This is a genomic window from Herbaspirillum sp. WTB6 (genome assembly GCF_057457785.1).
The window spans coordinates 1,992,322-2,016,471 of sequence record NZ_CP176522.1; the positions used below are offsets into that span (position 1 = coordinate 1,992,322).

Sequence of the window (24,150 nt, forward strand, 5' to 3'; positions counted from 1 at the left end):
GTACCATTAAAAAATTAGTATAAGAATTCCATATAAAGTAAAAAATAGAAGGAGGCCCGATGACCGACGTCATCCTGGAGACGAAGCACCTGACCAAGGATTTCAAGGGTTTCACCGCGGTCGACAATGTCAATCTGCAGGTGGAGCGCGGCCAGATCCATGCCTTGATCGGGCCCAATGGCGCCGGCAAGACCACCTGTTTCAACCTGTTGACCAAGTTCCTGGTGCCGACCGCCGGCCAGATCCTGTTCAACGGCCGCGACATCACCGCCGCCGCTCCGGCCCAGATCGCGCGCCAGGGCATCATCCGCTCGTTCCAGATCTCGGCCGTGTTCCCGCGCCTGACGGTGCTGGAGAACGTGCGCATCGGCCTGCAGCGCACGCTCGGCACCTCGTTCTACTTCTGGCAGAGCGAGCAGAGCCTGAACCGCCTGAACGAGCGCGCCATGCAATTGCTGGCCGAAGTCGACCTGGCCGAGTTCGCCGACACCCTCACGGTGGACCTGCCATATGGCAGGAAACGCGCGCTGGAAATCGCCACCACGCTGGCGATGGAGCCGGAGCTGATGCTGCTGGACGAGCCGACCCAGGGCATGGGCCACGAAGACGTCGACCGCGTCACCGCGCTGATCAAGAAAGTCTCGGCCGGGCGCACCATCCTGATGGTCGAGCACAACATGAACGTGGTGGCCGGCATCTGCGACAAGATCACCGTGCTGCAGCGCGGCGCGGTACTGGCCGAAGGGCCGTATGCCGAAGTCTCGGCCAACCCGCAAGTCATGGAAGCGTATATGGGAACCACCACCGGCGCCCTGGAAGGGGCGCACTGATGGCCGCACAGATGGCGGCACAGCCGCAAGCGGCGTCCCGGCCCGCCACCCCGGCGCTGGAAATCCGCGACCTGCAGGCCTGGTACGGCGAATCACACATCCTGCACAACCTGTCGCTGACGGTCAATCCGGGTGAAGTGGTCACGCTCCTGGGGCGCAACGGCGCCGGCCGCACCAGCACGCTGCGCGCGATCATGGGCCTGACCGGACGGCGCAGCGGCTCGATCAAGGTCAATGGCGTCGAATCGATCGACTTGCCGACGCACAAAATCGCCCACCTCGGGGTCGGCTACTGCCCGGAAGAGCGCGGCATCTTCTCATCGCTGTCGGCGGAAGAAAACCTGCTGTTGCCGCCGTCGGTCTCCGCCACCGACAAAGGGATGTCGGTGGCGGAAATCTACGCCATGTTCCCCAACCTGGCCGAGCGCAAGAACAGCCAAGGCACGCGGCTATCGGGCGGCGAGCAACAGATGCTGGCGGTGGCGCGCATCCTGCGCACCGGGGCGCGGCTGCTGCTGCTGGACGAAATCTCCGAAGGGCTGGCGCCGGTGATCGTGCAGGCCCTCGCGCGGATGATCACGACCCTGAAGGCCAAGGGCTACACGATCGTCATGGTGGAACAGAATTTCCGGTTCGCCGCCCCCCTGGCGGACCGGTTCTATGTGATCGAGCATGGCCAGGTGGCACTGGCGTTCGACTCGTCCGAACTCGAGGCGAGGATGCCGGTACTCAATCAATTGCTGGGGGTTTAAAGATCGTCTGGCCTGAAATCGGGCGCTGTTCTTGTAATAAAACAAAGGAGAAGACAATGAAGTTGAAAACCATCACGCTCGCCGTGTCCGCTGCACTTGCTCTGGGTATCGGCGCATCGGCATCGGCGCAAATCTCGAACGACACGATCAAGATCGGCTTCATCAGCGACATGTCGGGCCTGTACTCGGACATCGACGGCCCTGGCGGCGCCGAAGCGATCAAGATGGCGATTGCCGACATGGGTGGCGCCATCAACGGCAAGAAAATCGAACTGCTGACGGTCGATCACCAGAACAAGGCCGACATCGCCGCTTCCAAGGCGCGCGAATGGGTCGACCAGCAGGGTGTGGACATGATCATCGGCGGCACCAACTCGGCGACCGCGCTGGCCACCGCCAAGGTGATGGCAGAGAAGAAAAAGCCGTATCTGGCAATCGGCCCGGGCAGCGCGCGCCTGACCAATGAAGAATGCTCGCCGTATACCGTGCACTATGCCTACGACACGGTGGCGCTGGCCAAGGGCACCGGTTCGGCGGTAGTCAAGCAGGGTGGCAAGAGCTGGTTCTTCCTGACTGCCGACTACGCCTTCGGCGCCTCGCTGGAATCGGATACAGCGCATGTGGTCAAGGCCGCCGGCGGCACCGTGGTGGGCTCGGTCAAGCACCCGCTGTCCGCGTCCGATTTCTCCTCGTTCCTGCTGCAGGCGCAGGCTTCGAAAGCGCAGATCCTGGGGCTGGCGAATGCCGGCGGCGACACCATCAACGCGATCAAGGCCGCCAACGAGTTCGGCATCACCAAGACCATGAAAATGGCCGGTCTGCTGATGTTCATCAACGACATCCACGCGCTGGGCCTGAACGCTACCCAGGGCATGTACCTGACCGATAGCTGGTACTGGGACCAGAGCCCGGAATCGCGCGCCTGGGCCAAGCGCTTCTTTGAAAAGATGAAACGCATGCCGTCCAGCCTGCAGGCAGCCGACTACTCGGTGGCCTATCAATACCTGCAAGCGGTGAAGGCGACCGGCACCGATGACGCCGACAAGGTCATGGCCAAGCTGCGCACCACCAAGTTCAACGACATGTACGTGAAAAATGGCACTCTGCGTCCCGACGGCCGCATGGTGCACGACATGTACCTGATGCAGGTGAAAGCGCCGGCCGAATCGAAGACGCCGTGGGACTACCTGAAAGTCGCGCAAGTGATTCCGGGCGACCAGGCGTTCACCACCAAAGCCGAATCGAAGTGCGCGCTCTGGAAGTAAGCTAGCCCGGGCGGCGCGCGCGGCTCGCAGCACGAGCCTGGCGCGCCGCTTTTTTTTCTGCTCCTTCACCTGTCGCGGGTGATTTTTTTCTTCCTATCGCCATGGAAATATTCGGCATACCGCTGCAAGCGATGTTGGGCCAGTTGCTGCTGGGCCTGGTCAACGGTTCGTTCTACGCGATGCTGTCGCTGGGACTGGCGGTGATCTTCGGCCTGTTGAACGTGATCAATTTCGCGCATGGCGCGCTATACATGATGGGCGCCTTCACGGCCTGGATGGGCCTGACCTATTTCGGCCTGAACTACTGGGTGATGCTGATCGTCGGGCCGCTGGTGGTGGGCCTATTGGGCATCGTCATCGAGCGCACCATGCTGCGCTGGCTGTACAAGCTGGACCACCTGTACGGCCTGTTGCTGACCTTCGGCATCACGCTCTTGCTGGAAGGGCTGTTCCGCTCCTTCTATGGCGTCTCCGGCCAACCGTATTCGACCCCGGCCGCGCTCTCGGGCGCCACCAACCTCGGCTTCATGATCCTGCCGAACTATCGCGCCTGGGTGGTGCTGGCGTCGCTGGTGGTGTGCTTCACCAGCTGGTTCGTGATCGAAAAGACCCGGCTGGGCGCCTATCTGCGCGCCGGCACCGAGAACCCCAAGCTGGTGGAAGCGTTCGGCATCAACGTGCCGCTGATGGTGACCCTGACCTTCGGCTTCGGCGTGGCGCTGGCGGCCTTTGCCGGCGTCCTGGCGGCGCCGATCACCCAGGTCTCGCCCTTGATGGGGTCGAATTTGATCATCGTGGTGTTCGCGGTGGTGGTGATCGGCGGCATGGGCTCGATCCTGGGGTCGATCGTCACCGGCCTCGGGCTGGGCGTGATCGAGGGCCTGACCCGGGTGTTCTACCCGGAAGCCTCGTCTACCGTGGTGTTCGTGATCATGGCGATCGTGCTGATGGTGCGGCCGGCCGGCTTGTTCGGCAAGGAAAAATAGGATGGCGTGCCGCGTGCGGCGGCGCAGTGGTTACCGGGTTATTCAAGTGGATCGGAGCAGTACATGAACAAAAAAGTCGGTTATGGCATCGCGCTGGCGCTGGCACTGGTGGCGCCGCTGGTTCTCTACCCGGTGTTCCTGATGAAGTTGTTGTGCTTTGCGCTGTTTGCCTGCGCCTTCAACCTGTTGATCGGCTACACCGGCCTGTTGTCGTTCGGCCATGCGGCCTTCTTCGGCTGGGCCGCCTATCTGACCGGCTATACGCTGGCCTCGCTGCACTGGCCGACCGAGCTGGGGCTGGTGGCCGGCACCGCGCTGGGGGCCCTGATCGGGCTCGGCATGGGGCTGTTGGCGATCCGGCGCCAGGGCATCTATTTCACGATGATCACGCTGGCGCTGGCGCAGATGCTGTATTTCGTCGCCTTGCAGGTGCACTTCACCGGCGGCGAGGATGGCTTGCAGGGGGTGCCGCGCGGGCGCCTGTTCGGCGTCGTCGACCTCGGCAACGACCTGGTCCTGTACTACGTGGTGCTGGCGATTTGCGTGGCCGGCTTCGCGCTGATCATGCGCACCGTGCATTCGCCGTTCGGCCAGGTGTTAAAGGCGATCAAGGAGAACGAGCCGCGCGCGATTTCGCTCGGCTATAACGTCGACCGCTACAAGCTGCTGGCGTTCGTGCTGTCGGCGGCCTTGTCCGGACTGGCCGGGGCCACCAAGACGGTGGTGCTGGGCTTTGCCACGCTGACCGACGTCCATTGGGCGATGTCGGGGCTGGTGGTCTTGATGACGCTGGTGGGCGGGATGGGTACACTGGCCGGGCCGATCGTGGGCGCGATCATCGTCATTTCTCTGGAAAACCGGCTCGGCAACATGGGCAACTTCCTGGCCGACGCCACCAGCATCGAGTGGTTCAAGCAGATCGGCGAGTCGGTGACGATGGTGATCGGATTCATCTTCATCGTCTGCGTGCTGGCCTTCCGCAGAGGCATCGTGGGCGAGATCGTGGCGCATTTCGCGCCGGGCAAGAAGCCCTGAGGCGCCACAGCAAGCAGAACACAAGGCCGGAGTCTTCCGGCCTTTTTTTATGCGCGGCCGCGCTTGCTGAATTCTGGCTTTATAGATACTGGCCTGTTTAGACGCGGCTTACGCCCATAAAATAACAAGCTATCGAATATACTCCAAGCATCACTGCGAAAGAGGGGGTGGACACCGCTCCCGCTACAGGGCGGCCGCGTAGATCGCATGCACCTCGGCGCGCGTCAGTTCGCGCGGGTTGTTGGTCAGCAGCCGGGTTTGCAGCATGGCATCATCGGCCAGGCGGTCGAGATCGCTGGCGGCGATGCCGACCTGGCGCAGCCGGGTTTCGATGCCGACTTCCAGTGCCAGTCGTTCCATGCCGGCGATCAGGGCTTCGGTGCGTGCCTCGTCGCTGCCTTGTGCGCCGGGCACGACGATCTGCGCCAGTTCGGCATACAGCGGCGCCGCATGCGAGGCGTTGACGCGTAGCACGTGCGGCAGCACCAGCGAGTTGGACAAGCCGTGCGGTACGTGGAAGATGCCGCCGATCGGGTAGGCCAGCGCATGCACGGCGGCGCAGGGCGCATTGGCGAAGGCCTGTCCGGCCAGCATCGCCCCCAGCAGCATGGCCTGGCGCGCGGCCAGGTTCCGGCCGTCGCGGCAGGCGGCCACCAGGTTGGCCGAGAGCAGCGTCAAGGCCTGGCGTGCCAGCATGTCGGACAGCGGATTTTTCTTGTGGCGCGTGGTGTAGGCCTCGATCGCATGCACCATGGCGTCGATGCCGGTAGCGGCGGTAACGCGCGCCGGCAGGCCGAGCGTCAGTTCGGCGTCCAGCACCGCCAGGTCGGCGAACAGATGCGGCGAGACGACCCCCATCTTGGTCGTGGCGCCGGTCGTCACGATCGAGATCGGCGTCACCTCCGAGCCGGTTCCGGCGGTAGTAGGCACTTGCACCAACGGCAAGGCGCGGCCCTCGACGTTGCCGATGCCGTACATGGTCTTCAATTCCTGCGTGCCGGCCGCCAATACCGCGATCAGCTTGGCGACGTCCATCGAGCTGCCGCCGCCGATGCCGATCACGAGGTCGATGCCGGCGCCGCGCGCCGCGCTGGCGGCTTGCAGCACTACCGCCTCCGGCGGATCGGCCAGCACCTCGGAAAATATCTCGACCTGCAGCCGCGCTTCGCGCAGGCTGGCGATGACCGGCTCAAGCAGGCCGGTTTGCCGGAAGCCGGCATCGGTCACGATCAGCACCCGCCGCGCATTCGGGAATTGCTGGCCGAGCTGCGCGCCCAGCCGCCGGCTGGCGCCGGGTTCGCAGATGATGTGCGGCACGGTGCTGAAGCTGAAAGGAGTTGGCGTTTGCAGCGAGGTCATGGGATTTCCTTGAAATGACGGGTAATGGTGCGCGGCGCTGGTTCGCGGGAAAAGGAGGATGTTGTTTTGAAAACTTTTATGCTGTCGAACTGGGGGCGCACGTAAAATACGCCTGCGGCGCATGCCTATTCCGATACAAAAATAATCATAACTCTTTTTGCTCAAATTCTCTTGATGCGTGGTAATGGGTAAGCATGCCTGATTATATTTTGCTTGCGGCCGCCGCATTTCTGGCCGGATTGATCGATGCAGTAGTGGGCGGAGGAGGGCTGATCCAGATCCCGGCATTGTTTTCAGTATTGCCGGCCGCGGCCCCGGCCAGCCTGCTCGGCACCAGCAAACTGGCCGGGGTGTTTGGTACCGCCAGTGCCGCGCTGCATTTTTCGCGCCGCATCCGGTTGGCATGGAGTACCGCCGCCCCGGCGGCCTTGACCGCATTTGTGTTTGCTTTTGCCGGTGCGTATACCGTGACCCGGGTGCCGCCGGACTTCATCCGCAAGATGCTGCCTTTCATCTTGCTGGCCGTGGCACTGTATACCTACAAGAAAAAGGATTTTGGCGCCCTGCATACGCCTCTGCATACCGGCGCCAAGGAAAAGCTGGTGGCGGTGCTGGTCGGTGCCGGCATCGGTTTTTATGACGGTTTTTTCGGCCCGGGCACCGGCAGTTTCCTGGTGTTCCTGTTTGTCCGGTTTTTTGGCTTCAATTTTCTGGGTGCGTCGGCGATTGCCAAGGTCGTCAACGTTGCCTGCAACATTTCGGCGTTGATCTGGTTTGGGTATAGTGGTCACTTGCTGTGGCAAGTCGGCCTGGTGATGGCGGTATTTAATGTTGGCGGATCGCTGGTGGGCAGCCGGCTGGCGATCCGACATGGCAGCGGGTTCGTGCGCAAGATATTCCTGCTGGTGGTGGCGCTGTTGATAGTCAAGACCGGTTACGATGCCTTCATGAAATAAGTTTGCCGGTTTGTTTCACGTGAAACACTGTGGAAGGGGCGATGATGCAAGAATCGACGGTCTATCAGCGCACGGAACAAGGTCGGACCGAAATCAGGAACAAGAGTCGCGGCTTGACTCAGAGCGAACGCCAGACGCTGATCCTGGTGGATGGCGGCACTTCTTGCGATGCCTTGGGACAAAAGCTGATTCGCCTCAGTCCGCAGAGGTTGCAGCAAATCCTGTTGAAGCTAGAGCAACTTGGACTGATCTCGGAGTTGCTGCTGGTTCCAGAAGTCCAGCTCGCGGAAAATTTCGATAGCGCGGAGATCGAGCGATTCCTGCACCAGGATCCGCTCGATCCGGTCACGGTGATTTCGTTTGAGCCTGAGCAGGATTTCGAGCTGACCGCCCCCGGGCTGGCGGATACCAGCAACACGCTGCCGTCGATCAATGTCGATAGCTGGGTGGCTCAGCGCACCGCCCCGCCGCAGGCGTCCCCCAAGCCAGAGGCGAGCAGCGTCGATTTTTATTTGCCACTGGGCGAGGCGCCGGAGACGGGCGCGCATCCGCTGCCGGCAAATCGGATGCCTAGTCATAGCGCGCGCCTGTCGGGCAGGCGCCAGATGCCGAGCGCAAGCCGTCCTGGGAGTATTGGTTCATCGGGATCGGCGTGCTGTTCATCATGCTGTCGCTTTTGATGCGCTACCTGCACTGATATGTTCCACGTGGAACACGTTATCGGCAAGGTCGGTGGTTCAAAAAAACCTTATAATTCGGCCTCTGCTCATCGTCTCCCTGAGGCGCCCCATGCTATTTCCTACCGAATTTGACGTCATCGTGGTCGGCGGCGGCCACGCCGGCACCGAAGCCGCGCTGGCTTCTGCCCGCATTGGCCAACGGACGCTGCTGTTGACCCACAACATCGAAACCCTGGGTCAGATGTCGTGCAATCCATCGATTGGCGGCATAGGGAAGGGCCATTTGGTGAAGGAAGTCGATGCGCTCGGTGGCGCGATGGCGCTCGCCACCGATCAGGCGGGGATCCAGTTCCGCATCCTGAATTCGTCGAAAGGCCCGGCTGTGCGCGCCACTCGCGCTCAAGCCGACCGCATCCTGTACAAGCAGGCGATTCGCAGCATGCTGGAGAACCAGCCCAATTTGTGGCTGTTCCAGCAAGCGGTCGATGATTTGCTGATCGAGCAGGATCGAGTGGTGGGTGCGGTAACCCAGGTCGGGATCCAGTTCCGCAGTCGGGCCGTGGTGTTGACGGCAGGAACATTTCTGAACGGGAAAATCCATGTTGGCCTGAATAATTACTCGGGCGGACGGGCAGGGGATGCGCCCGCCATTTCTCTGGCGTTGCGGCTGAAGGAATTGAAGGACGGCGGCCTCGGCATCGGCCGCCTGAAAACCGGCACCCCGCCGCGCATCGACGGCCGCAGCATCGATTTTTCCGTGATGGATGAGCAGCCTGGCGACCTCGATCCGATCCCGGTATTCTCCAGCATGGGTTCGGTAGCCATGCACCCGGCCCAGTTGCCCTGCTGGATTACCCATACCAATAGCCGCACGCACGACATCATCCGTGCCGGGCTCGACCGCAGTCCGATGTACACCGGCAAGATCGAGGGCGTCGGCCCGCGCTATTGCCCGTCGGTGGAGGACAAGATTCATCGCTTCGCCGACAAGGCTTCGCACCAGATTTTCCTGGAGCCGGAAGGGCTGACCACCAACGAGTTTTATCCGAACGGGATTTCGACCAGCCTGCCGTTCGATGTCCAACTGGAGTTGGTGCGCTCGATCCGCGGCCTGGAAAACGCCCATATCCTGCGCCCCGGCTATGCGATCGAATACGATTATTTCGATCCGCGCGGCTTGAAGGCTTCGCTGGAAACGAAAGCGATCGGCGGCCTGTTTTTCGCCGGCCAGATCAATGGCACCACCGGCTATGAAGAGGCGGCGGCGCAAGGCTTGCTGGCCGGGATCAACGCCGCGCTGCAAACCCAGGGGCGGGAAGCCTGGACCCCGCGCCGCGACGAAGCCTACCTCGGCGTGCTGGTGGACGACCTGATCACGCAGGGCGTGCAAGAGCCATACCGGATGTTTACCAGCCGCGCCGAATACCGGCTGTCGCTGCGCGAAGACAATGCCGACCTGCGCCTGACCGAGATCGGGCGCCGCCTGGGCTGCGTCGGCGATGCTCAGTGGGCCGCCTTCGAGCGCAAGCGGGAAGCCGTGGCACGCGAGCTGGAACGCCTGAAGTCGACCTGGGTCAGCCCCCGGATACTTGGCGAGGATGAGGCGAATCGTGTCCTGGGTAAAGCGATTGAGCGAGAGTATGCACTAACTGACTTGCTGCGCCGGCCAAGCGTCGACTACGCTGCGCTGATGACGCTAACCGGCACCGACGGCCAGTTGCTGGCCGGCCCGGGCGTGGCTGATCCGCTGATCAGGGAGCAGGTCGAAATCCAGATCAAGTACGCCGGCTATATCGAGCGCCAGGCGCGCGAAATCGATCGCAACGAGCATTATGAAAACCTCAAGCTGCCAGCCGATTTCCCGTACATGGCGGTCAGCGCGCTGTCGATCGAAGTGCGGCAAAAGCTCGACAAGCAGCGCCCGCAGACGCTAGGCCAGGCTTCGCGCATCGCCGGCGTGACGCCGGCGGCGATTTCCTTGCTGCTGATTCATTTGAAAAAACGCGGCTACCGGGTGCCGGTGGCGCCCGACGTCGATGCGGCCTGAGCGGTGATGAGCTTGCCGGAGCGTGCCGCGCTGACGGACAAATTGACGCAAGGGGTCGAGGCGCTCGACCTGCACCTGAGCCCGGCGCAGATCGAGCGCCTGCTCGACTATCTCGCGTTGCTGGCGAAATGGAACGCGGTCTACAACCTGACCGCGGTGCGCGACCCGGCGCAGATGGTGGTCCAGCATCTGCTCGACTCGCTGGCGGCGTTGCCAGCCTTTGTTGGCGCCCAGAATGTGCTGGATGTCGGCGCCGGCGGCGGCTTGCCGGGCATGGTGCTGGCGATCTGGGCGGCTGAAGCCGAACCGGCGCTGCAGGTGTCGCTGATCGACACCGTGCACAAGAAGACCGCCTTCCTGACTCAGGCCAAGGCGCAACTCGGCTTGGCGAATGTCACCGTATACACCGGCCGGGTCGAGCAACTGCGGGTGGCGCGCCAGTTCGACGTGATCACTTCGCGCGCGTTTGCCGAATTGGCTGATTTCGTCACCTGGTCCGGTCATCTGCTGGCGCCGGGCGGCCGCTTCATTGCGCTCAAAGGCGTGCGGCCGGAGGCGGAAATGGCACGCCTGCCGCCCGGCTGGCGCGTGACCGAAGTGCGGCAGCTGCAAGTACCCGGTCTGCAGGCCGAGCGTCATCTGGTATTGATGGAAAAAAACGGAGAGCAAGGAGCATGAGCGCACTATTTCATTCTTTGGGCATCACCGATGTCTGGCAATTGATCGCTGCCACCATGGTGTTTTTGATGCTGCCCGGCCCAGGCACCTTTTGCGTGCTGACCTGCGCCGGCCAGCGCGGCCTGCGCGGCGGCTTCACCTCGCTGGCCGGCTTGATGCTGGGGGACGCGGTACTGATCTTCCTGGCTGCGATTGGCGTCGCCGCCTTGCTGCAAGCCAACCCGTTGCTGTTTCACGGCGTGCAGTACCTGGGCGCCGCCTACCTGGCCTGGCTCGGCTTCAAGCTGCTGAGCACGAGGCGGGAAGAGGGCGCAACCGTGGTGCCGTTTTCGAATGCTGCCGATTTTCGTCGCGGCTTGCTGGTGACGCTGATCAACCCGAAGGCGATCGTGTTTTACATGGCCTTCTTCCCGCTCTTCATCGACCCGGCGCTGCAGCGCGGCAGCCTGACCTTCATCGCGATGGCGGCGGTGATTTCCTGCTGCACGCTGTTGTATGGCAGCTTGCTGGTTCTCGTGGGCAACGCCGCCGCGCGTCGCTTGGCGCATCACCGGCGCATCGGCGCCTACGCGTCGAAAGCGGCCGGAATTTTCTTGATCGGCTTCGGCATCAAGCTCACCACCAACTAAAACAATATGGCCAAAATATTCTGCGTTGCCAACCAGAAAGGCGGCGTTGGCAAGACCACTACCGCCGTCAATCTCGCCGCCGGCCTGGCGCAGATCGATCAGCGCGTGCTGCTGGTCGACCTCGATCCGCAGGGGAATGCGACGATGGGCGCCGGCATCAACAAGTCGGCGCTGAACGCATCGATCTATGAAGTCTTGCTCGGCATGGCGCAATTGGCCGAAGTGCGGGTGCGCTCGGGTGCCGGCCGCTTTGACGTGCTGCCGGCGAATCGCGAACTGGCCGGCGCCGAAGTCGAGATGGTGGCGCTCGAACAGCGCGAAATGCGGCTGAAGCAGGCGCTGGCCACGGTGGATGCCGACTACGACTTCATCCTGATCGACTGCCCGCCGGCGCTATCGATGCTGACCTTGAACGGCTTGTGCGCGGCCAATGGCGTGATCATCCCGATGCAGTGCGAATACTATGCGCTGGAGGGCCTGTCGGACCTGGTCAACACCATCAAGCGGGTGCATGCCAAGCTGAATCCGGACCTGAAGATCATCGGCTTGCTGCGCGTCATGTTCGATACCCGCATGACGCTGTCACAGCAAGTGTCGGCGCAACTGGAGCAGCATTTCGGCGACAAGGTATTCAAGACCGTGATCCCGCGCAACGTGCGGCTGGCCGAAGCGCCGTCCTACGGCTTGCCGGGAGTGAACTTCGACCCGGCGTCCAAGGGCGCGCAGGCCTACGTCGCGTTCGGCGCCGAAATGGTTGAGCGGATCAAAAGCATGTAATTTGCGGGACAGAGTTAAGCGCAGCGCGTCATCCATTATTGCGGGACAGAGTTGAGCGTAGCGGTACTCTGTCCCCAACTAAGCCGACAATTTGCGGGACAGAGTTAAGCATAGCGGTACTCTGTCCCCAACCGACTAGAGAGAAAACATGGTCACGAAAAAATCCAAAGGCCTCGGACGCGGACTGGAAGCCCTGCTGGGCGGCTCGATGGATCTGGCCGAGGCGGTGCCGTCGGTACCGGGTGCGCCGTCGGTGCTGCCGGTCACCCGCATGCAGGCCGGCAAGTACCAGCCACGCACCCGCATGGACGAGGGTGGCTTGGCCGATCTGGCGGCGTCGATCAAGGCGCAAGGCTTGCTGCAGCCGATCCTGGTGCGGCCGATCGGCGCCAATGGCGACGCGCACTACGAAATCATTGCCGGCGAACGGCGTTTTCGCGCGGCGCAACTGGCCGGCCTGGCGGAAGTGCCGGTGCTGGTCAAGGAAGTCGACGACCAGGCGGCGGCGGCGATGGCGCTGATCGAAAACATCCAGCGCGAAGACTTGAATCCGCTGGAAGAAGCGCAGGGCATCGCGCGGCTGATCAACGATTTCGAATTCACGCACGAGCAGGCGGCCGGCGCGGTCGGCCGCTCACGCAGCGCAGTCTCCAACCTGCTGCGCCTGCTGAATCTGGCGCGGCCGCTGCAAACCATGCTGATGGCGGGCGACATCGACATGGGCCACGCGCGGGCGCTGCTGGCGGTGGATGGCGCGACCCAGATCACGCTGGCCAACCAGGTGGTGGCGAAACGGCTGTCGGTGCGCGAAACCGAAAAACTGGTGACGCGCGCCGCCGCAGAACAGGACGGCAGCCGCGCCGCCAGCGCGCCGCCACGCAAGGAAAAGTCGCGCGACATCGCGCGCCTGGAGGAAGAATTGTCCGATTTGCTGGCGACCGCAGTCAGCATCAAGACCGGCGCCCGCAACAAGGGCCAGTTGATCATCGATTTCGCCAGCCTGGATGCGCTGGACGGCGTGATCGCCCGGCTGCGCGGCTGATCATACTGGTGTGGATGGAGTATGTTAAATAAACGGCCATTTCAAGACCGGATTTTGCAGACATATCCAGGAGTATCTGCCGACTGGCGGTGCCGATGAATGCCGTTGTCCTGCTGATCCCCGGCCTGTATGGCTCCGGACCCGGCCACTGGCAAACCCTGTGGGAGGCTACGCTGCCGCAAGCGCGGCGCGTGCAGCAGCGCGACTGGAACGCGCCGCGCCGCGACGAATGGGTAGCGCAACTGGACGCCGCGGTGCGCGCGGCCACCGGGCCGATCGTGCTGGCCGCGCACAGCCTCGGCTGCGCCACCACGGCCTGGTGGGCATTGACGCATGGCGCCCAACCCCATGCGCGCAAGGTCCGTGGCGCCTTGCTGGTGGCGCCGCCGGACGTCGAACGGGGCGACGCTCCGCCCGCAGTGCGCGATTTCGGGCCGATGCCGGGCGTGCCGCTGCCGTTTGCCAGTATCGTGGTGGCGTCCGAAAACGATCCGTGGTGCGCGTTGCCGCGTGCCCGCGGCTGGGCCCGGCAGTGGGGCGCACAGTGGCAGGCGGCGGGGCCGCGCGGCCATCTGAACGCCGACAGCGGGCTGGCCGACTGGCCGCAGGGGCAGCGCTGGCTACAGCAATTGTCACAACCGGAAGTCTCCGATCTTCCCCGCTGACGCCAGACCGTGCGCGCGGAGCATTGCAGCGCCGCAAACGTTTGACGCCCATTGCGGAAAACCCTTATAATCCCGTGGCTTTGGAAGGTGCCGGCAGCGGAATGACGCTGGCTTGCGCGACACCAGTCGTACGATTTGGGCAAACATGCGGCGTATCGTTGTATTGCAATTCGTCGTAACGCTGATCGTGGCTGTGATTGCCGGCGCGCTCGGCGGTTGGTCGGCGCTGTGGTCGGCGCTTCTGGGCGGCTTGTGTTGCGTGGTGCCGAATGCACTGTTTGCGCTGCGCCTGTTCGCGAATGCGCAACGGCCCGGCGGTGCCAACCCGATGTCGTTTGTCATCGGTGAATTCATCAAGATTGCATTGACGGTGGCGCTCTTGGGCGCGGTCGCCTGGCTGTACCGCGATTTGAACTGGCTGGCGCTGATCGCCGCCTTCATCGCGGCGCTGAAAAGTTACATCATCTTATTGTTTAGGCACTGACATGGCAACTGAAATGGCTGCTGAGGGGGCGCATCAGGCTGCGGCGCACGCGCCCACCGCTTCCGAGTACATCATCCATCACCTGACGCACTTTTCCACCGTGCATCAGTCCAAGATCGTTGATTTCTCGATCATCAACATGGATACCCTGTTCTGGTCGATCGCGGTCGGCATCATCGGCTCGGCCGTGATGTGGATGGTGGCGCGCCGCGCGACTTCCGGCGTGCCGGGCCGGTTCCAGGCCTTCATCGAAATCATCGTCGAAATGGTCGAAGACCAGTCGAAAGCCATCGTCCATGGCGACCGCAGTTTCATCGCGCCGATGGCGCTGACCGTCTTCATCTGGGTAATCCTGATGAATTCGATGGACTTCCTGCCGGTCGACATGGTGTCCGGCCTGCTCGGCCTGGTCGGCTTGGGCGAGGCGGTGCCATATCAGCGCATCGTCCCCACCGCCGACCTGAACGGCACCCTCGGCATGGCGCTCGGCGTGTTCGCGCTGATGATTTACTACAACCTCAAGATCAAGGGCGCCGGCGGTTTCGTGCACGAACTGTTTTGCGCGCCGTTTGGCGCTCATCCGGCGCTGTGGATTCCGAACCTGGCGTTGAACATCATCGAGTTCGTCGCCAAGACGGTGTCGCTGGCGATGCGGCTGTTCGGCAACATGTATGCCGGCGAACTGATCTTCCTGCTGATCGCCTTGCTCGGCTCGACCGCGACCTGGTGGGGCTTCGGCATGCACGTATTCGCAGGGACCATCTGGGCCATCTTCCATATCCTGATCGTCATCCTGCAAGCCTTCATCTTCATGATGCTGGCGCTGGTGTATGTCGGCCAGGCGCATGAAAGTCATTAGGAACGTGGTTTTGGTATCGCTGTAATTGCAGGTTTCGCAGTATTTGGGTTTCAACTTTTTTCGACTTTGACTATCTAAGGAGTTTTCATGACTAACGTCGCTCTCGTTGCTTTGGCTTGCGGTTTGATCATCGGTTTGGGCGCGATCGGCGCCTGTATCGGCATCGGTATCATGGGCGGCAAGTTCATTGAAGCTTCGGCACGTCAGCCGGAACTGATGAACACCCTGCAAACCAAGATGTTCCTGCTGGCCGGTCTGATCGACGCGGCGTTCCTGATCGGCGTCGGTATCGCGATGATGTTTGCGTTCGCCAATCCGTTCGCGGGCTAATCCAGGCTGTATCGTTGGTTTGTCGCCGGCCTGATTCGCGGAATCGGGCGCGGCGCACGTCATTTTTAAGAAGGAAATCACCGTGAACATCAATGCAACCTTGTTTGCACAGTTCGTGGTCTTCTTCATCCTGGTGCTGTTCACGATGAAGTTCATCTGGCCGCCGCTGATGAAGGCTCTGGACGAACGCGCCCAGAAGATCACGGATGGCCTGGCTGCCGCCGATCGTGGCAAGGCCGAAATGGCCGCTGCGGAAAAACGCGTGCAGGTCGAACTCTCGGCTGCCCGCGACGAAGGCCAGAAGCGGATTGGCGACGCCGAACGGCGCGCGCTCGGCATCATCGAGGAAGCCAAGAAAAGCGCCGCCGATGAAGCCGCCCGCATCGTCGCCGCCGCCCGTGAAGAAGCCGAGCAGCAAGTGACCCAGGCGCGCGAAGCCTTGCGCGCCGAAGTGGCGAGCCTGGCCGTGAAGGGCGCCGAGCAGATCCTGAAGCGCGAAGTGAATGCCGCAGCGCACGCCGATTTGCTGAATCAGCTGAAAACCGAGCTGTAATCATGGCCGAACTCGCAACGATTGCCCGTCCTTACGCCGAAGCGCTATTCCGGGTTGCCCAGTCGGGCAACCTGGCGGCGTGGTCCGACCTGGTTTCCGAGATGATGCAGGTCGCCGCCAATCCCGATTTCCAGTCGTTGGCCAACAATCCCAAGCTGTCGGCGCAACAGGTGGCTGACACCATGCTGGCGTTGCTGAAATCGCCGGTCGGTGCGGAAGCCAAAAACTTCGTCGGCATGCTGGCCGAAAACGGCCGCTTGAGCCTGCTGCCGGAAATCGGAGCCCAATTCCATGCGTTGAAGAACGCCCAGGAAGGTGCGGCCGATGCCAGCATCACCAGCGCCTTCGCGTTGTCGGATGCCCAGGTCGGCGACTTGATTGCGGCACTGGAAAAGAAATTCGGGCGCAAGCTGAACCCGTCGGTAACGGTTGATCAGGATCTGATCGGCGGCGTGCGCGTGGTGGTTGGCGACGAGGTGCTGGACACTTCGGTGCGTGCGCGGCTGCAACAGATGCAGGCAGCACTGACCGCCTAGGCCCCAGGCCGCCCAGAACAGAGAATACTTTTAGGAGTTAACATGCAACTCAACCCGTCTGAAATCAGTGAACTGATCAAGAGCCGGATTCAAGGACTCGACAACAGCGCCGAGATTCGCAATCAGGGCACCGTGATTTCCGTGTCCGACGGCATCTGCCGCATCCACGGGCTGTCCGACGTGATGCAGGGCGAGATGCTGGAATTCCCGGGCAACACCTTCGGCCTGGCGCTGAACCTGGAACGTGATTCGGTGGGCGCCGTGATTCTGGGCGACTACGAGCATATTTCCGAAGGCGATACCGTCAAGTGCACCGGCCGCATCCTGGAAGTGCCGATCGGCCCAGAACTGAAAGGCCGCGTGGTCAACGCGCTGGGCCAGCCGATCGACGGCAAGGGCCCGATCAACGCCAAGCTGACCGCGCCGATCGAGAAAATCGCCCCGGGCGTAATCGCCCGTCAATCCGTTTCGCAGCCGATGCAGACCGGCCTGAAATCGATCGACTCGATGGTGCCGATCGGCCGCGGCCAGCGCGAACTGATCATCGGCGACCGCCAGACCGGCAAGTCGGCGGTGGCGATTGACGCCATCATCAACCAGAAGGGTCAGAACATGACCTGTATCTACGTCGCGATCGGCCAGAAGGCGTCGTCGGTCAAGAACGTGGTGCGGGCACTGGAACAGAACGGCGCGATGGACTACACCATCGTGGTCGCCGCCACCGCTTCCGAATCGGCCGCGATGCAATACGTATCGGCCTATTCCGGCTGCGCAATGGGCGAGTATTTCCGCGACCGTGGCGAAGACGCGCTGATCGTGTATGACGACCTGTCGAAGCAGGCCGTGGCCTATCGCCAGGTATCGCTGCTGCTGCGCCGTCCGCCGGGCCGCGAAGCCTATCCAGGGGACGTGTTCTACCTGCACAGCCGTCTGCTGGAACGCGCCGCGCGCGTCAATGCCGACTACGTCGAGAAATTCACCAACGGCGAAGTCAAGGGCAAGACCGGCTCGCTGACCGCGCTGCCGATCATCGAAACCCAGGCCGGCGACGTTTCCGCGTTCGTGCCGACCAACGTGATTTCGATTACCGACGGTCAGATCTTCCTTGAAACCTCGCTCTTCAACGCCGGTGTCCGGCCCGCGATCAACGCCGGTATTTCGGTGTCGCGCGTGGGTGGTGCGGCGCAGACCAAGGTCATCAAGAACCTGTCCGGCGGTATCCGTACCGACTTGGCGCAGTATCGTGAACTGGCGGCGTTCGCCCAGTTCGCCTCGGACCTGGATGAAGCGACCCGCAAGCAGCTCGATCGCGGCGCGCGCGTCACCGAACTCTTGAAGCAGGCACAGTACTCGCCGCTGCCGATTTCACTGATGGCGGTGTCGCTGTTCGCGGTCAACAAGGGCTTTTTCGACAGCATCGACGTCAAGCAAGTGCTGGCGTTCGAAGCTGGTCTGCATAACTTCATGAAGACCAGCCACGCGGCACTGCTGCAAAAGATCGAAGAAACCAAGCAACTCGACAAGGATGGCGAAGCTGCACTGGCCGCCGCGGTTGCCGATTTCAAGAAATCGTTCTGAGCACGGCGCACAAGGAGTAAAGCCTCATGGCAGCGGGTAAAGAGATACGCGGCAAGATCAAGAGCGTAGAAAATACGAAGAAGATCACCAAGGCGATGGAAATGGTCGCCGCATCCAAAATGCGCAAGGCGCAGGACCGGATGCGCGCGGCCCGTCCATACAGCGACAAGATCCGCAATATCGCCTCGCATCTGGCGCAAGCCAATCCGGAATACACGCATCCGTTCCTGATCAAGCAGGACAACGCCAAGGCGGTCGGCTTCATCGTCGTCACCACCGACAAGGGGCTGTGCGGCGGCATGAACACCAACGCGCTGCGGCTGGTCACGAACAAGGTGCGCGAACTGGAAACGCAGGGCAACAAGGTCGAGGCGGTTGCGATCGGCAACAAGGGCCTGGGCTTCCTGAACCGGATCGGCGCCAAGGTGGTATCGCACGCGGTCCAGTTGGGCGACACGCCGCATCTGGACAAGCTGATCGGGCCGGTCAAGGTGTTGCTGGATGCGTATCAGGAAGGGCGGCTGGACGCGGTCTATCTGGTGTACACCAAGTTCATCAATACGATGAAGCAGGAACCGATGATGGAGCAGCTGCTGCCGCTCGCCGAGCATCGGATGCAAGCCGACAAGGGAAACCATTCCTGGGACTACATCTACGAGCCGGATGCGCAGACCGTGATCGACGAACTGCTGGTGCGTTACGTCGAGGCGCTGATTTACCAGGCGGTGGCGGAAAACCTGGCGTCCGAGCAGTCGGCACGGATGGTGGCGATGAAATCCGCTTCCGACAACGCCGGCAACGTGATCAACGAGTTGAAGCTGATCTACAACAAGACCCGCCAAGCCGCGATCACCAAGGAACTGTCCGAGATCGTCGCGGGCGCGGCTGCCGTTTGATGTATTGCGGGACAGAGTTAAGCGTAGCGAAGTTCGTACATTGTGGGACAGAGTTAAGCGCAGCGGTACTCTGTCCCCAACTGATTAGAAAAAATTAGCGATGGCTCCCCGAACGGCAGCGCGCTAACCAGAATTTAAATTAACTATTGAAGGAACGAAAATGGCTGATGGCAAAATCGTTCAGTGTATCGGCGCCGTGGTGGACGTTGAATTTCCCCGCAATGCGATGCCCAAGATTTACGATGCCCTGAAAATGGAAGGCTCCGAATTGACGCTGGAAGTGCAGCAGCAGCTCGGCGACGGCATTGTCCGCACCATTGCGCTCGGCAGCTCCGACGGCTTGCGCCGCGGCATGACGATTCAAAACACCGGCAACCCGATCACGGTGCCGGTCGGCCAGGCCACGCTGGGCCGCATCATGGACGTGCTGGGCAACCCGATCGACGAATGCGGTCCGGTCAGCCATGCGCAAACCGCGTCGATTCACCGCAAGGCCCCGGCCTATGACGAGCTGTCGCCGTCGCAAGACTTGCTGGAAACCGGCATCAAGGTGATCGACCTGGTGTGCCCGTTCGCCAAGGGCGGCAAGGTCGGCCTGTTCGGCGGCGCCGGCGTCGGCAAGACCGTCAACATGATGGAACTGATCAACAACATCGCCAAGGCGCACAGCGGTCTGTCGGTGTTCGCCGGTGTCGGCGAGCGTACCCGCGAAGGCAACGACTTCTACCACGAGATGGCCGAAGCCAAGGTGGTGGATCTGGAAAACCCGGCAAACTCGAAGGTCGCGATGGTCTACGGCCAGATGAACGAACCGCCGGGCAACCGTCTGCGCGTGGCGCTGACCGGCCTGACGATCGCTGAAGGCTTCCGCGACGAAGGCAAGGACGTGCTGTTCTTCGTCGACAACATCTATCGCTACACGCTGGCCGGTACCGAAGTCTCGGCGCTGCTGGGCCGGATGCCGTCTGCGGTGGGCTACCAGCCGACGCTGGCCGAAGAAATGGGCCGCCTGCAGGAACGCATCACCTCGACCAAGACCGGTTCGATCACCTCGATCCAGGCCGTGTACGTGCCAGCCGACGACTTGACCGACCCGTCGCCAGCTACCACCTTCGCCCACCTGGATTCGACCGTGGTGCTGTCGCGTGACATCGCTTCGCTCGGTATCTACCCGGCGGTCGACCCGCTCGACTCGACCTCGCGCCAGCTCGATCCGCTGGTGGTTGGCCAGGAGCACTATGAAACGGCGCGTGCGGTGCAAGGCACGCTGCAGCGCTACAAGGAATTGCGCGACATCATCGCGATTCTGGGCATGGACGAACTGGCGCCGGAAGACAAGCTGGTGGTGGCCCGCGCGCGTAAGATGCAGCGCTTCCTGTCGCAGCCGTTCCACGTCGCCGAAGTGTTTACCGGCTCGCCCGGCAAGTACGTTTCGCTGAAGGACACGATCAAGGGCTTCAAGATGATCGCTTCCGGCGAACTGGATCACCTGCCGGAACAGGCGTTCTACATGGTCGGCACGATCGAGGAAGCAATCGAAAAAGCCAAGAAGATTCAGTAACGGCGGCAACGCCTCGGTCGATGCGCGCCGGTGCTGGTTGTACGGTGAGAAACCGGCAATCGGCGCCTGCAGCGACCGGGAAAAGCTTAAGGGTTTTATATGGCAAACACCATCCACGTTGACGTGGTCTCCGCCGAAGCGGAAATCTTTTCCGGCGAAGCCGAGTTCGTCGTGTTGCCGGGCGAAGCCGGGGAACTCGGCATCTATCCGCGCCATACGCCGCTGATCACGCGCATCCGTCCGGGCGCGGTGCGCATCAAGGTGCCGGGCAAGGCCGGCGAGGAATTCGTGTTCGTGGCCGGCGGCCTGCTGGAAGTGCAGCCGGACAATGTCACCGTGCTGGCCGATACCGCGATCCGCGGCGCCGACCTGGACGAGGCGAAGGCGATCGAAGCCAAGAAGCAGGCCGAAGAAGCGCTGGTCAACCGCGAATCGAAGATCGACTATGCGGCGGCGCAAGCCGAGCTGGCGGTGGCGATCGCGCAATTGGCGGCGATTCAGAAGTTGCGCCAAAAGCGCTGATCGTGCTTCACGCGGTAACATCAAAAGCAGCTTCGGCTGCTTTTTTTGTTTTCGCGGCCGCAAACGGCGCTGCGACCACTCGCTTTGTTCCCGAAGCGATCGCACTGCCGCGGTTGCCGCTTCTACCGGCGCAAGGGCGCCACGTGTGGCGCGTGTCGCCGCGCCGCCGACCGGATGGCGGTAAGATATCCACGTTATTTCCACTCGATACCGAAGAAGACACGCCATGTCCAGCACCCCTCCGGAGCCGCTTCCCGCCGTCTTGCCGCTGATCGCGGTGGTCGGCTTGTCCGCCAAGAGCAGCCGTCCCAGCCATGAAGTGGCGCAATATTTGCAGGCGCAGGGCTATCGCATCATCCCGGTCAATCCGACGTATGCAGGTACTCACATTCTTGGCGAGCCTTGCTACGCAAGCCTGCACGAATCGGCTGCCGCCCTGGAAGGGGAGGGCCTGCGGATCGGCATCGTCGATTGCTTCCGCAAGTCGAGCGAGGTCGGCGCCGTCGTCGACGAAGCGCTGGCGCTCGGCCTGCCGTGCATCTGGATGCAACTGGGCGTCATCGACGAAGCCGCCGCCGCCCGCGCGCGCGCCGCCGGCGCCACCGTGATCATGGATCGCTGCATCAAGATCGAGCACGCCGAGGGCAACCTGCACGGCGTCCTGTGAGCGCGCCGGCGTCAGGGAAAGTAACGCGGGAGGCAACCGAATGAAGGCACAAGCGCGCTTTCGCGCCCCGGGCAAGCTGACGCTGAACGACGCCGGCGCCGGCGAAACTCCGTTGGCAAGCAACAACAAGGCGGCCGACAAGGAGCGCGTGCTGCAGATGGCGCGCCGCATCGCCGAGCTGCAAGAAGTGTTTTATGCGCAGCGCAAGAGCAAGCTGCTGGTCGTGTTGCAAGGCATGGACACCAGCGGCAAGGACGGCACCATCTCCGGCGTGTTCCGCGAAATCGAACCGCTCGGTATCCGCAGCATTTCCTTCAAGGCGCCGACGCCGATCGAACTCGACCACGACTATCTGTGGCGGATACACCGCGAAGTGCCGGCGCGCGGCGAGATCGTGATTTTTAACCGCAGCCATTATGAAGACGTGCTGATCACCCGCGTGCACCGCTTGATCGACGAGCATGAATGCCGGCGGCGCTATGCGCAGATCCGCGAATTCGAGCGGATGCTGGCCGAAACCGGCACTGTGCTGCTGAAGTTTTTCCTGCACATCTCGGCCGACATGCAAAAGCAGCGGCTGCAGGAGCGCCTGGCCGATCCCAACAAGCACTGGAAATTCGATCCGCAGGATTTGAAGGAGCGCGTCCTCTGGGCCGACTACCAGCGCGCCTATGCCGATGCCATCAACGCCACCGACGCCGACCACGCGCCCTGGTACGTGATTCCGGCGGACTCGAAAACGCACCGCAACCTGGCGATCGCCTCGGTGGTGCTGGAAACCCTCGAGGAGATGAAGCTTGCCTATCCGCCGCCGCATCCGGAATACCTGACGCTGAAAATCGACTAACCGGGAGCTTCCTGGCGCCGCTGGTCAACCCAAAGTAAGCGGAGTATGGTTAAAATTACAATAAAAACAGGGCGGTATTAGATGTCGCAATCAGGAGTATCTGAGGAATGTAAATTCCCGCACCGTATTTTTCCCGGCCGCCTTCCGCATCATCACCGGAGCACCGCATGTTCGATCTGAAACCGCAAATCTACGCCGGCAAGCGCGAGCACTACGCCGAGTTGCTGCAGCAGGCGCGCGCGCTGTCGGCCGGCGAGCGCGACCTGATCGCCAACGCCGCCAACTTCAGCGCGCTGGTCTACCACAGCCTGCCGCAACTGAACTGGGCCGGCTTCTACCTGTACGACGGCCGCGAGCTGGTGCTGGGGCCGTTCCAGGGCAAGCCGGCCTGCATCCGCATTGCGCTCGGGCGCGGCGTCTGCGGCACCGCCGCGCAGACGCGCCAGACGCAACTGGTGGCCGACGTCAACGCCTTCGCCGGCCACATCGCCTGCGACTCGGCGTCGCAATCGGAAATCGTGGTGCCGCTGATTCGCGCCGACGGCACGCTGCTGGGCGTGTGGGATGTCGATAGTCCGGTAATCAACCGTTTCGATCAGGAAGACCGCGCCGGCATGCAGGCGCTGTGCGCGGTGTTCATGGCCAGCCTGGCGCCGGCCGCCGATTAGCGTTGCATGGTCGCCACCGGCCAGCCGGCGCAGGATCGGCCGCGCCGGCCGGATCGCGTGTCCCGTGAGAAAATCGGCTCACACCATTCCCCGCAACCTACCGGATTTTCCATGACCTCTCTTTCCGCTTTCCCCATCACGCGCAAATGGGCCGCGCGCCATCCCGACCGCATCCAGCTCTATTCGCTGCCGACGCCGAATGGCGTCAAGGTCTCGATCATGCTCGAAGAAACAGGCCTGCCTTACGAGCCGCATCTGGTCAGCTTCGATACCCAGGACCAGACCTCGCCGGAATTCCTGTCGCTGAATCCGAACAACAAGATTCCGGCCATCCTCGACCCCAACGGTCCGGGTGGCAAGCCGCTGCCGCTGTTCGAATCCGGCGCGATCCTGATCTATCTGGCCGACAAGGCCGGGCGCCTCCTGCCGCAAGATACCGGCGCCCGCTATGAAACCATCCAGTGGCTGATGTTCCAGATGGGCGGCATCGGCCCGATGTTCGGCCAGCTCGGCTTTTTCAACAAGTTCGCCGGCAAGGATTACGAAGACAAGCGCCCGCGCGAGCGCTACGTGGCGGAATCGCGGCGCCTGCTCGGCGTGCTGAACCGGCGCCTGGCGGAACGCGACTGGATCATGGGCGACGACTACACGATCGCCGACATCGCCACCTTCCCCTGGGTGCGCAACCTGATTGGTTTCTATGAAGCGGGCGAACTGGTCGGCATCGCGGATTTCCCCCATGTCATCCGCACGCTGCAGGCGTTCCTGGCACGGCCGGCGGTCGTCAAGGGTCTGGACGTCCCGCAGCGAGCCTGAGCGGCGAGCCGTCGCCTGCCGCCGCCATGCAAACCGGCATCCGCTCACGCGAGACGCGAATTTGATGGAACGCAGGGTCGGGTCGAACTCGATCCGGCCCCCCGGTTTTTTGCCTGATAATTGGCGCTGCCG

Annotated in this window: 27 protein-coding genes; 26 read left to right on the top strand and 1 reads right to left on the bottom strand. The window is 62.4% G+C overall.

Annotated elements, in window-relative coordinates; translation table 11 throughout:
* Positions 1 to 59 precede the first annotated feature (59 nt).
* The 5 genes from ACK2VC_RS09260 (at position 60) to ACK2VC_RS09280 (ending at position 4,868) form a co-directional block, all read left to right on the top strand.
* The gene (locus tag ACK2VC_RS09260; protein WP_486730053.1) at positions 60 to 830 is read left to right on the top strand and encodes an ABC transporter ATP-binding protein; all 771 of its coding nucleotides are present in this window, start codon (positions 60 to 62) and stop codon (positions 828 to 830) included.
* Positions 830 to 1,582: an ABC transporter ATP-binding protein gene (locus ACK2VC_RS09265; protein ID WP_486730054.1), complete on the top strand. Its 753-nt coding sequence runs from the start codon at positions 830 to 832 to the stop codon at positions 1,580 to 1,582. Before ACK2VC_RS09260 ends, ACK2VC_RS09265 begins: the two co-directional genes overlap by 1 nt.
* Before the next feature lie 56 nt (positions 1,583 to 1,638).
* Positions 1,639 to 2,847 (top strand): ABC transporter substrate-binding protein, encoded by a 1,209-nt coding sequence (locus ACK2VC_RS09270; RefSeq protein ID WP_486730055.1) that lies wholly within the window; start codon positions 1,639 to 1,641, stop codon positions 2,845 to 2,847.
* A gap of 101 nt (positions 2,848 to 2,948) precedes the next feature.
* Positions 2,949 to 3,833, top strand: a complete 885-nt coding sequence (locus tag ACK2VC_RS09275) for a branched-chain amino acid ABC transporter permease (protein ID WP_486730056.1) — start codon at positions 2,949 to 2,951, stop codon at positions 3,831 to 3,833.
* A 63-nt stretch (positions 3,834 to 3,896) separates the two neighbouring features.
* Entirely contained in the window at positions 3,897 to 4,868 is a 972-nt protein-coding gene (locus tag ACK2VC_RS09280) for a branched-chain amino acid ABC transporter permease (protein WP_486730057.1), read from the top strand.
* 183 nt (positions 4,869 to 5,051) lie between these two features.
* Here the strand turns inward: ACK2VC_RS09280 and ACK2VC_RS09285 are convergent, their stop codons facing one another.
* Positions 5,052 to 6,227 carry an iron-containing alcohol dehydrogenase gene (locus tag ACK2VC_RS09285; RefSeq protein ID WP_486730058.1) on the bottom strand — a complete coding sequence of 392 codons (1,176 nt, stop codon included), beginning with the start codon at positions 6,225 to 6,227 and terminating at the stop codon, positions 5,052 to 5,054.
* 194 nt (positions 6,228 to 6,421) lie between these two features.
* On the opposite strand from ACK2VC_RS09285, the gene ACK2VC_RS09290 reads away from it, so the two are divergent.
* From ACK2VC_RS09290 to ACK2VC_RS09390, 21 genes are all read left to right on the top strand, one after another.
* Positions 6,422 to 7,183, top strand: a complete 762-nt coding sequence (locus ACK2VC_RS09290; RefSeq protein WP_486730059.1) for a TSUP family transporter — start codon at positions 6,422 to 6,424, stop codon at positions 7,181 to 7,183.
* Between the two features lie 41 nt (positions 7,184 to 7,224).
* Complete coding sequence (locus ACK2VC_RS09295) at positions 7,225 to 7,863, top strand: hypothetical protein (protein WP_486730060.1); 639 nt, start codon at positions 7,225 to 7,227, stop codon at positions 7,861 to 7,863.
* A gap of 109 nt (positions 7,864 to 7,972) precedes the next feature.
* On the top strand, positions 7,973 to 9,910 hold the full coding sequence (mnmG, locus tag ACK2VC_RS09300; RefSeq protein ID WP_486730062.1) for a tRNA uridine-5-carboxymethylaminomethyl(34) synthesis enzyme MnmG: 1,938 nt from the start codon (positions 7,973 to 7,975) through the stop codon (positions 9,908 to 9,910).
* 6 nt (positions 9,911 to 9,916) lie between these two features.
* On the top strand, positions 9,917 to 10,588 hold the full coding sequence (gene rsmG / locus ACK2VC_RS09305) for a 16S rRNA (guanine(527)-N(7))-methyltransferase RsmG (RefSeq protein WP_486730063.1): 672 nt from the start codon (positions 9,917 to 9,919) through the stop codon (positions 10,586 to 10,588).
* Positions 10,585 to 11,217, top strand: a complete 633-nt coding sequence (leuE, locus tag ACK2VC_RS09310; protein WP_486730064.1) for a leucine efflux protein LeuE — start codon at positions 10,585 to 10,587, stop codon at positions 11,215 to 11,217. Before rsmG ends, leuE begins: the two co-directional genes overlap by 4 nt.
* 6 nt (positions 11,218 to 11,223) lie before the next feature.
* Positions 11,224 to 11,994 (top strand): ParA family protein, encoded by a 771-nt coding sequence (locus ACK2VC_RS09315; RefSeq protein ID WP_486730065.1) that lies wholly within the window; start codon positions 11,224 to 11,226, stop codon positions 11,992 to 11,994.
* A 148-nt stretch (positions 11,995 to 12,142) separates the two neighbouring features.
* Positions 12,143 to 13,036 carry a ParB/RepB/Spo0J family partition protein gene (locus ACK2VC_RS09320; protein WP_486730067.1) on the top strand — a complete coding sequence of 298 codons (894 nt, stop codon included), beginning with the start codon at positions 12,143 to 12,145 and terminating at the stop codon, positions 13,034 to 13,036.
* A gap of 95 nt (positions 13,037 to 13,131) precedes the next feature.
* Complete coding sequence (locus ACK2VC_RS09325; RefSeq protein ID WP_486730068.1) at positions 13,132 to 13,701, top strand: RBBP9/YdeN family alpha/beta hydrolase; 570 nt, start codon at positions 13,132 to 13,134, stop codon at positions 13,699 to 13,701.
* A 145-nt stretch (positions 13,702 to 13,846) separates the two neighbouring features.
* On the top strand, positions 13,847 to 14,185 hold the full coding sequence (locus ACK2VC_RS09330; protein WP_486730069.1) for an ATP synthase subunit I: 339 nt from the start codon (positions 13,847 to 13,849) through the stop codon (positions 14,183 to 14,185).
* A 1-nt stretch (position 14,186) separates the two neighbouring features.
* Complete coding sequence (atpB, locus tag ACK2VC_RS09335; protein WP_486730070.1) at positions 14,187 to 15,044, top strand: F0F1 ATP synthase subunit A; 858 nt, start codon at positions 14,187 to 14,189, stop codon at positions 15,042 to 15,044.
* An 87-nt stretch (positions 15,045 to 15,131) separates the two neighbouring features.
* Positions 15,132 to 15,374, top strand: coding sequence for a F0F1 ATP synthase subunit C (gene atpE, locus ACK2VC_RS09340; protein WP_486730071.1), 243 nt, complete (start codon positions 15,132 to 15,134; stop codon positions 15,372 to 15,374).
* An 82-nt stretch (positions 15,375 to 15,456) separates the two neighbouring features.
* Complete coding sequence (locus ACK2VC_RS09345) at positions 15,457 to 15,927, top strand: F0F1 ATP synthase subunit B (RefSeq protein ID WP_486730072.1); 471 nt, start codon at positions 15,457 to 15,459, stop codon at positions 15,925 to 15,927.
* A 2-nt stretch (positions 15,928 to 15,929) separates the two neighbouring features.
* Entirely contained in the window at positions 15,930 to 16,463 is a 534-nt protein-coding gene (locus ACK2VC_RS09350) for a F0F1 ATP synthase subunit delta (RefSeq protein ID WP_486730073.1), read from the top strand.
* Positions 16,464 to 16,505: 42 nt separating this feature from the next.
* The gene (gene atpA / locus ACK2VC_RS09355; RefSeq protein WP_486730074.1) at positions 16,506 to 18,041 is read left to right on the top strand and encodes a F0F1 ATP synthase subunit alpha; all 1,536 of its coding nucleotides are present in this window, start codon (positions 16,506 to 16,508) and stop codon (positions 18,039 to 18,041) included.
* Between the two features lie 26 nt (positions 18,042 to 18,067).
* Positions 18,068 to 18,937, top strand: coding sequence for a F0F1 ATP synthase subunit gamma (atpG, locus tag ACK2VC_RS09360; protein WP_486730075.1), 870 nt, complete (start codon positions 18,068 to 18,070; stop codon positions 18,935 to 18,937).
* A 160-nt stretch (positions 18,938 to 19,097) separates the two neighbouring features.
* On the top strand, positions 19,098 to 20,498 hold the full coding sequence (gene atpD / locus ACK2VC_RS09365) for a F0F1 ATP synthase subunit beta (RefSeq protein ID WP_486730076.1): 1,401 nt from the start codon (positions 19,098 to 19,100) through the stop codon (positions 20,496 to 20,498).
* A gap of 99 nt (positions 20,499 to 20,597) precedes the next feature.
* Entirely contained in the window at positions 20,598 to 21,020 is a 423-nt protein-coding gene (locus tag ACK2VC_RS09370) for a F0F1 ATP synthase subunit epsilon (protein ID WP_486730077.1), read from the top strand.
* A 226-nt stretch (positions 21,021 to 21,246) separates the two neighbouring features.
* Positions 21,247 to 21,687 (top strand): CoA-binding protein, encoded by a 441-nt coding sequence (locus ACK2VC_RS09375; protein WP_486730078.1) that lies wholly within the window; start codon positions 21,247 to 21,249, stop codon positions 21,685 to 21,687.
* 40 nt (positions 21,688 to 21,727) lie between these two features.
* Positions 21,728 to 22,534, top strand: a complete 807-nt coding sequence (locus ACK2VC_RS09380) for a PPK2 family polyphosphate kinase (protein ID WP_486730079.1) — start codon at positions 21,728 to 21,730, stop codon at positions 22,532 to 22,534.
* Positions 22,535 to 22,701: 167 nt separating this feature from the next.
* A complete protein-coding gene (locus tag ACK2VC_RS09385) occupies positions 22,702 to 23,202 on the top strand; it encodes a GAF domain-containing protein (RefSeq protein ID WP_486730080.1) in 501 nt (166 codons plus the stop codon).
* A gap of 111 nt (positions 23,203 to 23,313) precedes the next feature.
* The gene (locus ACK2VC_RS09390) at positions 23,314 to 24,018 is read left to right on the top strand and encodes a glutathione S-transferase N-terminal domain-containing protein (protein WP_486730081.1); all 705 of its coding nucleotides are present in this window, start codon (positions 23,314 to 23,316) and stop codon (positions 24,016 to 24,018) included.
* The last annotated feature ends 132 nt before the right edge of the window (positions 24,019 to 24,150 follow it).